General features: G+C 77.1%; 12 protein-coding genes and 1 tRNA gene. 4 read left to right on the top strand and 9 right to left on the bottom strand.

The genetic code is table 11. The annotated features are described in order from the left end of the window. The first annotated feature begins 174 nt into the window (after positions 1 to 174). From ACRYM0_RS07405 to ACRYM0_RS07395, 3 genes are read left to right on the top strand one after another with little or no spacing between them, the layout of a single operon-like run. Positions 175 to 690, top strand: coding sequence for a YbhB/YbcL family Raf kinase inhibitor-like protein (locus ACRYM0_RS07405; protein WP_432503586.1), 516 nt, complete (start codon positions 175 to 177; stop codon positions 688 to 690). Further along, entirely contained in the window at positions 687 to 1,235 is a 549-nt protein-coding gene (locus ACRYM0_RS07400) for a YbaK/EbsC family protein (protein ID WP_432503584.1), read from the top strand. The genes ACRYM0_RS07405 and ACRYM0_RS07400 overlap by 4 nt, the downstream gene beginning before the upstream one ends. 3 nt (positions 1,236 to 1,238) lie before the next feature. Further along, positions 1,239 to 1,679 carry an SRPBCC family protein gene (locus ACRYM0_RS07395; RefSeq protein ID WP_432503582.1) on the top strand — a complete coding sequence of 147 codons (441 nt, stop codon included), beginning with the start codon at positions 1,239 to 1,241 and terminating at the stop codon, positions 1,677 to 1,679. Here the strand turns inward: ACRYM0_RS07395 and ACRYM0_RS07390 are convergent. The 6 genes from ACRYM0_RS07390 to ACRYM0_RS07365 all read right to left on the bottom strand — a co-directional run bounded on the left by ACRYM0_RS07390 (position 1,627) and on the right by ACRYM0_RS07365 (position 8,295). Beyond that, entirely contained in the window at positions 1,627 to 2,445 is an 819-nt protein-coding gene (locus ACRYM0_RS07390) for a TrmH family RNA methyltransferase (protein ID WP_432503580.1), read from the bottom strand. The genes ACRYM0_RS07395 and ACRYM0_RS07390 overlap by 53 nt on opposite strands. A 126-nt stretch (positions 2,446 to 2,571) precedes the next feature. Continuing rightward, positions 2,572 to 4,233, bottom strand: a complete 1,662-nt coding sequence (locus tag ACRYM0_RS07385; protein WP_432503578.1) for a putative bifunctional diguanylate cyclase/phosphodiesterase — start codon at positions 4,231 to 4,233, stop codon at positions 2,572 to 2,574. A gap of 233 nt (positions 4,234 to 4,466) precedes the next feature. Beyond that, positions 4,467 to 4,808, bottom strand: coding sequence for a hypothetical protein (locus ACRYM0_RS07380; RefSeq protein WP_432503576.1), 342 nt, complete (start codon positions 4,806 to 4,808; stop codon positions 4,467 to 4,469). Positions 4,809 to 4,997: 189 nt separating this feature from the next. Then, complete coding sequence (gene selB, locus ACRYM0_RS07375) at positions 4,998 to 6,794, bottom strand: selenocysteine-specific translation elongation factor (protein ID WP_432503575.1); 1,797 nt, start codon at positions 6,792 to 6,794, stop codon at positions 4,998 to 5,000. Positions 6,795 to 6,796: 2 nt separating this feature from the next. After that, positions 6,797 to 8,134 carry an L-seryl-tRNA(Sec) selenium transferase gene (selA, locus tag ACRYM0_RS07370; RefSeq protein ID WP_432503573.1) on the bottom strand — a complete coding sequence of 446 codons (1,338 nt, stop codon included), beginning with the start codon at positions 8,132 to 8,134 and terminating at the stop codon, positions 6,797 to 6,799. Positions 8,135 to 8,199: 65 nt separating this feature from the next. Next, a tRNA-Sec gene (locus ACRYM0_RS07365) sits at positions 8,200 to 8,295 on the bottom strand. A gap of 50 nt (positions 8,296 to 8,345) precedes the next feature. On the opposite strand from ACRYM0_RS07365, the gene selD reads away from it, so the two are divergent. Next, on the top strand, positions 8,346 to 9,353 hold the full coding sequence (gene selD / locus ACRYM0_RS07360; RefSeq protein ID WP_432503571.1) for a selenide, water dikinase SelD: 1,008 nt from the start codon (positions 8,346 to 8,348) through the stop codon (positions 9,351 to 9,353). Positions 9,354 to 9,434: 81 nt separating this feature from the next. Here selD and ACRYM0_RS07355 read toward each other — a convergent pair whose 3' ends face one another. Genes ACRYM0_RS07355 through ACRYM0_RS07345 form a run of 3 tightly spaced genes read right to left on the bottom strand, consistent with a single transcriptional unit; the run spans position 9,435 to position 12,689 of the window. Then, positions 9,435 to 10,328: a formate/nitrite transporter family protein gene (locus ACRYM0_RS07355; RefSeq protein WP_432503569.1), complete on the bottom strand. Its 894-nt coding sequence runs from the start codon at positions 10,326 to 10,328 to the stop codon at positions 9,435 to 9,437. Between the two features lie 31 nt (positions 10,329 to 10,359). Then, a complete protein-coding gene (nrfD, locus tag ACRYM0_RS07350; RefSeq protein ID WP_432503567.1) occupies positions 10,360 to 11,553 on the bottom strand; it encodes an NrfD/PsrC family molybdoenzyme membrane anchor subunit in 1,194 nt (397 codons plus the stop codon). Beyond that, on the bottom strand, positions 11,550 to 12,689 hold the full coding sequence (locus ACRYM0_RS07345; RefSeq protein ID WP_432503564.1) for a 4Fe-4S dicluster domain-containing protein: 1,140 nt from the start codon (positions 12,687 to 12,689) through the stop codon (positions 11,550 to 11,552). Before ACRYM0_RS07345 ends, nrfD begins: the two co-directional genes overlap by 4 nt. Positions 12,690 to 12,940 lie beyond the last annotated feature (251 nt).

The raw sequence follows: 12,940 nt of genomic DNA, 5'->3' as shown, positions 1-12,940 counted from the left end.
CCGCCCCCCCCCCGCCCCCCCCCCCCCCCCCCCACGCCCCCGCGGGCACACCTCCCCCGGGCCCCCGCCCCCCCGACCAACAACACGGAAGAAGGGAGGGGCGGGGTCGCGACGGGGCCGGAGGCAGCGGGTGGGCGGGCTGCGGGCGGTGGGCGGGGCTCGTAGGGTCGGGGCATGGACCTCGAACGCCCCGTCGCACCGGACCCGTACTCGCTGCTGCCGAAGGTGCCGTCCTTCACGCTGACGTCCACCGACGTCGCCCAGGGCGAGCCGATGGCCGAGGCGCACGCGAGCGGGAACACGTCCCCGCAGCTGTCCTGGTCCGGCTTCCCGGAGGGCACGAAGTCGTTCCTGCTCAACGTCTTCGACCCCGACGCCCCCACCCCGGCCGGCTTCTGGCACTGGACGGTCGTGGACCTGCCCGTCACCGTGACGAGCCTGCCCACCGGTGCGGGCGCGCAGCCCGCACCCGAGGGCGCCACCGTGCTGCGCAACGACATGGGCACCGCCGACTACACCGGCGCCGCTCCCCCGCCCGGCGACCGCCCGCACCGCTACGTCTTCGCCGTGCACGCCCTGGACGTGGAGTCCCTGGGGCTGCCCGAGGGCGCCACCCCCACCGTCGCCGCGTTCATGAGCCTCGGCCACGTGCTGGCGCGCGCCACGCTCGCCCCCGTCTACTCCCGGTGAGCACCGCACCCGCCGAGGCCCAGAAGGTCGCCGGGACGCTGGAGCTGCTGCCCGCCGCCGAGCACCCCGAGCTGCTGCCGCCGCAGGTGGCCGCGGCGCTGCCGCAGGGGGCGTGGGTGTGCGCGATCGACCCGGACGTGGCCGACACCGCCGCCCTCGTGGAGGCGGCAGGGGTGCCGCCGGCGGGGTCGGCGAACTGCGTGGTCGTGGCCGGCAAGCGCGCCGGTGACGAGCGCGTCGCGGCGTGCGTGGTGCTGGCCACCACCCGCGCCGACGTCAACGGCGCCGTGAAGAAGGCCCTGGACGTGCGCAAGGCGTCGTTCCTGCCGCAGGAGCGGGCCGTGGCCGAGTCGGGGATGGAGTTCGGCGGCATCACCCCGGTGGGGCTGCCGGACGGGTGGCGGGTCCTCGTGGACCGCGCCGTGGCGGCCTCGCCGTGGGTGCTCATCGGTTCCGGGGTGCGCCGCTCCAAGCTCGTGGTGCGCGGCGCGGACGTCGCCGCGCTGCCCGGCGCGGAGGTCGCCGACATCGCCCTGCCGGGCTGAGCGGTGCTGCTGGTGGCGCGCGGCCGGCGCGCCGCGGACGCGGCGTGGGAGGACTACGCGTTGCCGGCGCGCTGGCCGTCGTGGTCGCCGCAGATCGCCGGGGTGGACTGCTCCGCGCCGCGCATCGCCGCCGGCGTCACCGGCACCGTGCGGGCGCCGCTGGGGGTGCGCCTGCCGTTCCGGGTGACCGCCGTGGACGAGCCCTCGCGCACCTGGCGGTGGCGGGTGGGTGCCGGGCCGCTGGTCGCCGAACTGGAGCACCGGGTGGTCTCGGTGCCCGGCGGCAGCCTCACCGAGCTGCGGCTGACCCCGGCGCTGCTGGTCGCGCCGTACGCGCCGCTGGCGTGGGTCGCCCTGCGCCGCCTCGTCAGCGGGAGTGTCGGCGGGGGTGTCAGCGCGGACGCGTCTGCCACAGCGCCACCGCGCTGGCCGCGGCGACGTTGAGGCTGTCCACCCGTTCGTCCATGGGGATGCGCACCGCCACGTCGGCACAGGCGAGCGCCTTCCGGCTGAGCCCGTCGCCCTCGGTGCCCAGCAGCAGCGCCAGGCGCTCGGGGGCGCGGAACTCCCCCAGGTCCACCGCGTCGTCGGCCAGCGCCAGCGCCGCGACGGTGAACCCGTTGCGGCGCAGCAGGTCCAGGTCGCCGGGCCAGGTGGTGGCGCGCGCCCACGGCAGGTGCAGGACGGTGCCCATCGAGACCCGCACGCTGCGCCGGTAGAGCGGGTCGGCGCAGCGGGGGCTGACGAGGACGCCGTCGACGCCGAACGCGGCGGCGGAACGGAACAGCGCCCCGACGTTGGTGTGGTCCACGACGTCCTCGAGGACCACGAGCCGGCGCGGGCCGGGCCCGAGGGCGTCCAGCAGGACGGTGGTGTCGCGCTGCGGCGGGCGGTGCATCGAGGCGATGGCGCCGCGGTGCAGGTCCACGCCGGTCAGCCGGGCGAACGCCTCGACGGGGGCGAGCAGGACGGGGACGTCGGGCGGCAGGACGTCGGCGAGCTCGTCGGCGCGGGCGGGGCTGAGCAGGAACGAGCGGGGCCGGTGCCCGGCGGCCAGCGCCCGGCGGACCACCTCGACGCCCTCGGCGAGGAACAGGCCCTCGGCGGGTTCGCGGCGGGCGCGCAGCTGCACGTCCTTCAGGTGGGTGTAGTCGCGCAGCAGGTCCGCGTACCGGTCATCGGTCAGGTCGTCGAGCTCGATCCGCGGCACGCCGGGACGCTACCCGGCACCGCTCTGCGCTCGACACCCGCCTCCCCGTGGTGATCATGCACGGTCGAGCGTTCACCCGTGCAAGATCACCACGGGGAGGTGTCGAGCGGCGAGAGCTCGAAGGGCTCAGCGCACGGCGGGGTCGCGGGGCAGCGCGGCCGCGTGGGCGCCGGCCTCGACGTCGCGGGTGGCGCGCTCGAGGTCGAGGACGTCGTGCAGCATCCCGGCGGTGGCCTCGGGCAGCGCGCGGTCCAGGTCGAGGACGGGCCCGGGGTGGGCCAGCAGGAAGCCCTGGGCGGCGTCGCAGCCCATGCGCCGCAACGCCCCCAGCTGCTCGGGGGTCTCCACGCCCTCGGCGATGACGCCGACGCCCATGTTGCGGGCCATGCCGATGATGCCGGCGACGACGGCCTCGTCCTGGCGGCGCCGGCCCAGGCCGGCGATGAAGTGCCGGTCCACCTTGACGTGGTCCACGGGCATCGTCTGCAGGTGCGACAGGGAGGAGACGCCGCGGCCGAAGTCGTCCACGCCCACGCGCACGCCCATCATGCGCAGCGCGTGCAGGGTGCTGAAGCCGGCGTTGGCGTCGGCGACGAGCAGCTCCTCGCTGACCTCCACCAGCAGCGCGTTGCCGGCCGCGCCGGGCGGCTGCTCGGCGGCCACGGCGTCGAGCAGCTGCCCGCCGGCCAGCTGGCGCGGGGAGACGTTGACGGAGACGGTGAAGTCGCAGTCGTCGCCCTCGCGGCCGTACCACTCCGACAGGGTCCGCCACGCCTCGCGGATGACCCACTGCCCGATCGGCACGATCAGGCCGGTGCGCTCGGCCAGGGGCACGAAGTCGCCGGGGTGCAGCAGGCCGCGGCGGGGGTGCTGCCAGCGCAGCAGGGCCTCCACGCCCTGCACGTGCCCGTCGGTGAGGTCGACGATGGGCTGGTAGTGCAGCCGCAGCTGCCCCTGCTCCACGGCCATCGCCAGGTCCACCTCGGTCTGGGAGGCGTCCACGGCCTGGGCCTGCATGTGCTCGTCGAACAGCTCCGAGCGCGCCTTGCCGCCCTCCTTGGCGCGGTAGAGGGCGGCGTCGGCGCGGCGCAGCAGCTTGGAGGCGTCGCCCTCGTCGCTCGCCAGGGCGATGCCGACGCTGGGGGTGATGGTCAGCGAGCGGTCCGGGCCGACGGTCACGGGGCGGTCGGCGATGGAGGACACGACGCGCTCGGCGATGCGGCTGGCGGTGAGGTCGTCGGCGAGGTCCTCGCACAGCACGGCGAACTCGTCACCGCCGAAGCGGGACACGGTGTCCTCGGGGCGCACGGCGGCGCGCAGCCGGTGGGCGACCTCGATGAGCACGGCGTCGCCGGCGGCGTGACCGTGGGTGTCGTTGACCTTCTTGAAGCCGTCCAGGTCGAGGTAGAGCACGGCGCAGCCGCGCGAGCCGCGCCGGGCCAGGGCGTGCTGGAGGCGGTCGGTGAACAGCTGGCGGTTGCCGAGGTCGGTGAGCGGGTCGTGCAGGGCCTGGCGCAGCGCCGCGTCGAGCAGGTCCTGGCGCTGGCGGGCGTCCTCGTCCACGCGCTCGGCGGACTTCACGGCCAGCGCGAGCAGCAGCAGGGCGCTGACGAGCCCACCGCACAGGGCCGCCAGCAGCGTGGCCAGGCTGGGCGGGCCGTCCAGGGCGCGCTGCGCGAGCGCCACGACGCCCACGACCACGAGCGGGGACGCCACGGCCCACGGCACCACGCGGGCGCGCACGTCGTCACCGGCCCGGTGACGCGCGGACCAGGGCCACAACGTCATGGCCTGCCCTCCCTCCCCACCGGTGCGAACCGGCGCCCGTCCCCGGATCGTCGAAGCCTCGCGCGTCACTGCACTGCGTGACAAGGGGAACACGCTGCCGCAGGGGCGGCACCTCAGCAACCCCACCCGTCACCCGATCGGGTGCCTCGTCAGGTGCACCGGCGGGTCAGCGCGGCCGGAGGCGGTAGCGCTGCAGCGGGAGAGCCGGTGCGCCGGCGGGAGGGCGGGTGCGGTCAGGCGGCCTCGCCGCGAGCCGGCACCACCGCCTCGGCGGCGCCCGCGTCCCGGACGCGGGGGGCGTCCACCTCGTCCCGCCCCTCGCTGCCGGGGACGCTCAGGCCCAGCGCCCGCAGGTTGCGGGCCAGGGCGGCGGTGCGGTGCGCCCAGCGCAGCGCCGCACCGGTCAGCAGGGCACCGCCGGCGACGAGCGCGGCCGTGCCGGGGCCGGCCTGGGCGAACAGCACCACGGAGGCCACCAGCCCCGTGGCGGGCACGGCGGTGGCCAGGACCGGCTGCAGGCGCACGACGCGCGGACCGCTCGGCTCGGGCAGCGGGTGGGGCTGGGGAGTGCTCACGGGCCGTTCCTCCGGGTGCGTCGCGCGGCGCCGCCCGGTGCGGGGGGCGCTGCCCCAGTGTCACCACGTGATCACATGACGGCGCTGTGCTTAAACGCGCACTCACCCGCGTGGCGGCGCACCACCCCCCGGACGGCCCACCGGCGCCGCACCCGCCCCGGTCGGTCCGCGGCGGTCAGTCCACCCCGATCACTCCGCCCCGGCCAGCACGCGCCGGCGGTCGTCGGGGTCGCGGGCGGTCAGCCGCGCCGCGTCCAGGGCCTGCAGCAGCGGCAGCGCCACCCGGCGGGAGGTGCCCAGCGCCCCGCGGGCCTGGCTGGCGGTGAACGGCTGCGGCAGGCCGGCCAGCTCCCGCGCGGCCAGCCGCAGCGCCCCCGGGGCGAGCACCACGCCCTCGGCGACGCGTTCCAGGCGCCCGGCGCGCACGGCCGCGGCCAGCTCGCTGCGCCCCAGTCCCAGCTCCCGCAGCCGCTCGGCGTCGGGGGCGGCGAACGGGCGGGCGGCGAGGTCGTCCAGGACGGCGGCCACGGCGCGCGCCACCCGCGGCGGCAGCTCCCCGGCGGCCGCACCGGCCACCACGCGCCCGTCCACCACGCGCAGCGGCGGGCGCAGGGCGGCCAGCACCAGCGCCCGGTCCGGCAGGGCCAGTGCCCGGCGGGCCTCCTCGACCGGCAGTCCGGGCTGCAGGGGGTCGGCGGCGGCGTGCTCGGCGACCAGCGCGGCCAGCCGCTGCGCCACCTGCTCCAGCAGGCCCGGCGCCACGTGCCAGTCCCCCGCCACGGGCGTGGTGCGCACGTCCACGCCCATGGCGCGCAGGTCCGCGCCGCGCACCACGCGGCGGCGGCGCAGCTCGGAGGTCTCGTCGGGCTCGCCGTGCAGGCCGTGCAGGTCGGCGGCGCGGGTCGCGGCGGCGCCGCGCCGGCGCAGCGCGGGCGGGCGCACGTCGAGCACGACGCCCGCACCCAGGACGAGGTGGCGGGTGGGGTCGCGCAGCAGGAGCCGGTCGCCCAGCACCAGCGGCAGCGGCGCGGCCAGCTGCAGGCGCACCAGCAGGTCGGGCCCGTCGGTGCCCAGCGGGCGGGTGCGGGCGGGCACGGCGGCGGAGCCCGCGTGCACGACGATGCGGGCGGGCAGCGGTTCCGGCTCGCCGTCGGCGCGCCCGCCCGGGCAGCGCACGTCGACCACGCCGGTGCGCACCGACCAGCCGGGGGTGAGCAGGGCGTCGCCGCGGGTGACGTCGCCGCGCTCCACGCCGCGCAGGTTCACCGCGACGCGGGCCACGCCGCTGGCCCGGGCCACGTCCTGCTCCAGGCTCTGCAACCCGCGCACCCGCACGCGGCGCACCCCGGACGCGGTGGCCAGGTCCAGCTCGTCGCCGCCGCGCAGCGTGCCGGCCCCCAGGGTGCCGGTGACGACCGTGCCGGCCCCGCGGACCGTGAAGGCGCGGTCCACCCACAGGCGCACGGGGGCGTCGGCCGGCGGTGCCGGCACGGCGGCCAGGACGCCGGCCAGCGCGCTGCGCAGCTCCGGCAGGCCGGCGCCGGTGACGGCGCTGCACGCCACGGCCGGCACCCCGGCCAGGGTGGTGCCGGCGAGGTGCTCGCGGGCGGCGGCCAGGGCGCCGGCGGGGTCGGCCAGGTCGGCGCGGGTGACCACCAGGAGCCCGTGGCGCACCCCGAGGGCGTCCAGCGCGGCCAGGTGCTCGGCGGACTGCGGCATCCACCCGCCGTCGGCGGCCACCACGAGCAGCGCCACCGGCACGGGCCCCACCCCCGCCAGCGTGGTGGGCACGAACGAGGCGTGCCCGGGGACGTCGACGAACGCGACGGTGCCCGCGCCGGGCAGCTGCGCCCACGCGAAGCCCAGGTCGATCGTCAGGCCGCGGCGCTTCTCCTCCGCGAGCCGGTCCGGGTCGGTGCCCGTCAGGGCCCGCACCAGGCTGGACTTGCCGTGGTCGACGTGACCGGCGGTGGCGACGACGTGCACCCCTAGACCCCCGTTCCCCGCGCCGCGCGCAGCACGGCGCCGGCGACCTCGGCGTCCGCGGAGCCGTCCACGCACCGCAGGTCCAGCAGCAGCCGGCCGCGCTCCAGGCGCCCCGCGACGGGCGGCTCCCCCAGCCGCAGCGGTGCGGCCAGCGCCTCGTCCAGCGCGACGGCCGCGGAGGGCAGCTGCACCCCGGGCGCGCCGCCGCCGCCGACGACGGCGGCGGCGTCGACCACCTCGGCGTCCACACCACCGGCGCGCAGCGCTCCGGCGAGCGCCGCGCACCGCTCGCGCAGGACGGCGACGTCGGCGTGCAGGGCCCGGTGGGTGGGGGTGGCGGTGGTGCGCAGGGTGGCCTCCAGGGCGGCGAGGGTGAGCTTGTCCACGCGCAGCGCCCGCGCCAGGGGGTGCCGGCGCAGCCGCTCGACGAGGTCGGCGCGGCCCAGCAGCAACCCGGCCTGCGGGCCGCCGAGGAGCTTGTCGCCGCTGGCGGTGACCAGGTCGGCGCCGGCGCGCAGGGCCGTGGCGGCGTCCGGTTCACCGGGCAGGAGCGGTTCGGGGGCCAGCAGCCCGGAACCGGTGTCGACGACGACGGGAACGCCCAGGCCGGTGAGGTCGCCGGCGTCCACGCCGGCGGTGAAGCCGGTGACGACGAAGTTGGAGGGGTGGACCTTCAGGACCATGCCGGTGTCCGGCCCGATCGCGGCGGCGTAGTCGGCGCGGGTGGTGCGGTTGGTGGTGCCGACCTCGCGCAGGCGCGCGCCGGTGGAGACCAGCAGGTCCGGCAGGCGGAACCCGTCGCCGATCTCGACCATCTCCCCGCGGCTGACGACGACCTCGCGGCCGGCGGCCAGCGCGGTGGCGGCCAGGACGAGGGCGGCGGCGCCGTTGTTGACGACGTGCACGTCGCCGGCGTCGGGCACCGCGGCGCGCAGGGCGGCCAGGGCACCGCGCCCGCGCCGGGCGCGCCGGCCGGTGGCCAGGTCCATCTCGACGTCGGTGGCGCCGGCGGCGGTGGCGACGGCGTCCACGGCTGCGGGGGCGAGCTGGGCGCGCCCGAGGTTGGTGTGCAGGACGGTGCCGGTGCAGTTCAGCACGCGCCGCGCGGTGGCGGTGGGGGGCAGGGCGGCCAGGACGGCGGGCACGACGTCGCCGGGCGCGACCTGCCCGGCGCGCACCCGCTGCTGCACCTCCCGCACGGCGGCCTTGACGCTCTCGCGCCCGCGCGCGCCGATGGCGGCGGCCAGCTCCGGGGCGGCCAGGACGGCGTCGGTGCGGGGCACGGCGCGGCGCGGGTCCTGCGGGCTCTCGGGCTGGGTGGCGGTCGGGGCGGCGGGCACGGTGGCCGAACCTACCCCCGGGCACCCACCCGGGGGCCAGGGCGTGCGCCGGCGGGGGTGCGCGCTGGCGGAGGCGGATGGGAATCGAACCCACCTGACCGAGGTGCTCGGTCACGTCGGTGTTGAAGACCGCGGGGGCCACCAGGCACCCGTACGCCTCCCCGCTCAGCGTGCGGGGGCCAGCCTGCCACACGCGCGGCGCGGGCCTACGGTGAGCGCCGTGACGACCACGGACCCCACGGCGACGGTGCGCCTGACGCAGTACGCGCACGGCGGCGGCTGCGCGTGCAAGATCCCCCCCGGGGAGCTGGAGGAGATGGTGGCGGGGCTGGCGCCGCCGCCGGGCGAGGACCTGCTCGTGGGGGTGGGCGACGACGCCGCCGTCGTGCGGGTGCGCAGCGGGCTGGCGGTGATCGCGACGGCGGACTTCTTCACCCCCGTGGTGGACGACGCCTACGCGTTCGGGCGGATCGCGGCGACGAACGCGCTGTCCGACGTGTACGCGATGGGCGGCACGCCGCTGGTGGCGGTGAACCTGCTGGGATGGCCGCGCGAGGTGCTGCCGCCGGAGCTGGCGCGCGAGGTGCTGCGCGGTGGCGCCGACGCGGCGGCGGCGGCCGGTTGCCACCTGGGCGGCGGGCACAGCATCGACGACCCGGAGCCGAAGTACGGGATGGCCGTGACCGGCACGGGCGACCCGGAGCGCCTGCTGCGCAACGACGCGGCGGTGGCGGGGGTGCCGATCACGCTGACGAAGCCGCTGGGCCTGGGGGTGCTGAACAACCGGCACAAGCAGACCGGGGAGGTCTTCGAGCAGGCGGTGGCGGTGATGACGACCCTGAACGCGCACGCCTCGGAGGCGGCACTGGCGTCGGGGGCGCGCTGCGCCACCGACGTGACGGGGTTCGGGCTGCTGGGGCACCTGCACGAGATCGCCCGCGCCAGCGGGGTGAGCGCGGTCGTGGACGCCGCGGCGGTGCCGTACGTGGACGGTGCGCGCGAGTCGCTGGCGGCCGGGTTCGTGCCCGGCGGCAGCCGCCGGAACCTTCAGTGGGTGCGCCCGAGCCTGGACGCCGGGCGCACCGGCGAGGACGAGCTGGTGCTGCTGGCCGACGCGCAGACCTCCGGCGGGCTGCTGGTGGCCGGTGAGGTGCCCGGGTACCCGGTCGTGGGCGAGTTCGTCCCGGCCCGCGACGGCGTGACCATCGCCGTCCGCTGACCCCCCGGCCGCCTCCGCCCCGCGGTGATCTTGCACGGGTGAAGGTTCAACCGTGCAAGATCACCGCGGGGGTCGGGAGGGTCAGGGGGCGTCGCGGCCGCTGCCGCGGGGGGCGCCGGCGGTGGCGGAGTCGTCGGAAGTGCCGGCCGGCTTCGACGCGTCCTGCGGCGTGCCGCGCAGGTACAGGAACCAGTAGGCGACCCCGACGAGCACCGCGCCGCCGATGGCGTTGCCGAGCCCGGCGAAGAGCCAGTTGGCCAGGATGTCGCCCCAGCCGAGGCCGGGGGTCCCGGCCCAGTACGCGGCGGGCAGGAAGAACATGTTGGCGACGACGTGGTCGAACCCGAGGGCCACGAACGCGGTGATGGGGAAGAAGATCGCGAGGATCTTGCCGGCGACGTCCTCCGCCGCCAGCGACATCCACACCGCCAGGCACACCAGCCAGTTGCAGCCGATGGCTCGCAGGAACACCTCGAGGTTGCTCTCCGCCAGGGCCTTGCCGGACGCGATGGACGACAGCCGCTCGAACGTCGCGGCGGCCGTGGTGCCGTCCTCGGCACCCGGGCCGCCGATCACCCCGGTCTGCACCGCGAGGAAGTAGGCCACGAACAGCGAGCCCACCAGGTTCCCGGCCAGCACCAGGCCCCAGTTGCGCGCCAGGCGCCCCCAGGTGGCCTTGCGCCGCATGAGCGCCATCGGCACCAGCGCCATGTTCCCGGTGAGCAGTTCCGAGCCGGCGATGAGGACGAGGATCAGGCCAAGGCTGAACACCGCGCCGGTGATCAAGGTGACGGCACCGCCCCAGATGGCCCGGTCCATGCCGGCGCTGACGTCGACGGCCAGCAGGCCCGCGATGCCGATGTAGGCACCGGCGAGGAAACCGCCGACGAGGAGCTTGCCGACGCTCAGGTGGGCTTTCTTCTCCCCCGCCGCCACGGCGGCGACGGCGATCTGGTCGGGTGACTTGAACGCCACGGTCCCTCCCCGGGGTGGTGCTGTGTGCGTGCTACGTGCGGGTCTCCTGGGCGCTGTCCTGCTGGACTCCCCCGTCCTCGGCGCGGTGGTCCTGCTGCTCGCGCGCGGCGCGGTCCCGCAGGCGCTCGCGCTGGGGGACGACGACGTACTTGGGGTCCTTCGCGGAGGCCACCCCGGCCTCGAAGACGGCCACGCGCGTCAGCAGCGACCCGGCCAGCAGGCTGGCGCCCGCGGCGGCGGACAGCAACCGGGAGCGGCGGCCCAGGACCGCGCCGGCGGCACCGGCGAGGGTGAGCGCCCGGGCGGTCTTCAGGAACCTGCCGGGCCGGCCGTGGTGGAACGGCTCGCTGACGATGCCGTGCTCGTTCTCCATCCGGTGGGCCGCGGTCAGTTCCAGCCCGGCGCCGATCACGGCGGCGGTGCGGGCGGTGCCGGCCTGCGCCAGGGGCGCCAGCAGCATCCCGGCGCCGGCTCCGCTGGCCAGGGCGCTGCCGGCGAACACGAACGGCAGTTCCCGGTACGGCTCGTGCCAGCTCGGCACGGCGGTGTCGGCGAACAGCACCGCGGTGTAGGTCGCCAGCAGCGGGGCGGTCAACGCCGCCCCGGCTCCGGCGAGGGCACCAGCCGGCCCGGCGACCTTGCGCGCCAGGCCCAGGAGGCCGTGCCGGGGCAGCAGCGGAGCGACCTCCGAGACGGCGGCGGCCCCCGCCAGCGGCCCGTACGCGGAGAGGATCCACGTGCCCACGGACATCGGCGAGGTGGGTTTGGCGACGCGCAGCATCTGGTAGAAGCGCTCGGGCCGGCCCAGGTCGGCGATGAGGAAGTAGGCGCTGGCGCCGACCGCCCCGAGGGCGGTCAGCCGCAGGCCGCGGCGCGCGCCGACGTCCCCGCGCAGGTTCGCCACCGCGCCGAGCATCGAACTGCCGGCGGCGAGCCCGCCGGTGAACAGGTAGTAGGCGATGTCGTGCTCCCACACGGGCGGCTTGAGCACCGCGCGGCCGTAGTAGGAGCGGAACTCCGCCTCGGGGACGACGGCGTTGACATCACCCCGGCGGCGCTTGCCGCCCTCCTGCCGCCGGCGCCCCATGCCGGCGCTCCACATGCGCGCCGCCTGCCCGCCCACCGGGTCCGTGCCGGGCCGGTCGGGCTGGCCGGCCTGGTGCGGGGTGGCCTGGGAGGGCCGTGGCTCCGGCTGCAGACCCTTCATCTGGGGCTGCTCGCTCATCGCCGCCCCACCGCCGCCGCGACGACGCCCAGGACCATCGCCCCGGCGGCGACCACCATGTGCTTGTACATCGAGGGCAGGTCCCGGGTGGTGACCACGGGGTCCGGCGGCAGCCCGTACACCTCCGGCTCGTCCAGCAGCAGGAAGAACGCCCCGTCGCCGCCGACGCCGTCGTCCGGGTCGTGCCCGTACAGGCGCGCCTCGGTGACGCCCACGTCGTGCAGCTGCTGCCGGCGCCGCTCGGCCCGTTCACGCAGCTCGTCGAGGTCGCCGTACTGGATGGACTCCGTCGGGCACGCCTTCGCGCAGGCCGGCGTGTCCCCCTCGCCGAGGCGGTCGTAGCACAGGGTGCACTTCCAGGCCCGGCCGTCGACCTCGCGCCTGTCGATGACGCCGTAGGGGCAGGCGGACACGCAGTACCCGCAGCCGTTGCAGATGTCCTCCTGCACCACCACGGTGCCGAACTCCGTGCGGAACAGCGACCCCGTGGGGCACACGTCCAGGCAGGCGGCGTGCGTGCAGTGCTTGCAGACGTTGGACATCATCAGCCAGCGCATCGACTGCCGGCCGTCGCGGTCGGGCAGCGCGGCGGGCGCCAGCATCCCCGGCATGCCGAGGAACTGCTCGCCCTCCTCCGCGGTCCCGGAGGACCTCGTGGTGGCGGACGCCTGGGCGCCGCAACCGCACCCGCCGCCCGACCCGCAGCCGCCGGAGGCGTCCGCGGCGGCGTCCGCCAGGGGCTGCCCGCCGGGGACGCCGGTCCCGAGGCGGGACGCCTCGTCGAACACGTCGATGCCGGCGGCGACGGTGTCCTGCTGCAGCTGCTCCGCGCTGCGGCCGGTGGCCGCGGAGGAGAACGGCGCCGTCTGGTTCCCCACCGGCCGGGACTGCTCGATGAAGGCGACCGCGCGCCAGGAGTCCGCGCCGAGCCCACCGGTGTTGTCGTAGGACATGCCGAGCAGGTCGATGCCGTCCTCCGGCACCGCGTTCCACTCCTTGCACGCCACTTCGCAGGCCTTGCAGCCGATGCACACCGAGGTGTCGGTGAAGAAGCCCTTGCGCGGTGGCGGGTCGACGTACCCCGCGTCGCGGGCAGGGTCCTCCAGTCGCCCGGACAGGCTGTTCGCCGAGACCACTAGCTCTCCCTCCCCTGTTCCCCGCCGTCGCCGGCGCCGTCCCCGTCGGCCCGGTCCGCCCGGTCCGCCCGGTCCTCGCCCGCGCTGCGGGCGGCCGCGCGCGGGCCGTCGCCCAGCACCAGGGCGCGCCCGTCGACGCCCTCCTGCTGCGGCTGCCCCGGCCGGGAGCGGATGTCGTGCCGCACCGACAGCACCTTCTCGATGAGCTCGGGGTGCTCCCCCGTGCCCGCGGGGGTGCCACCGGCCACGGC

It is taken from the genome of Kineococcus arenarius subsp. arenarius (genome assembly GCF_050871845.1).
Classification (GTDB): domain Bacteria; phylum Actinomycetota; class Actinomycetes; order Actinomycetales; family Kineococcaceae; genus Kineococcus.
This window is presented reverse-complemented; position numbering and strand designations above follow the sequence as displayed.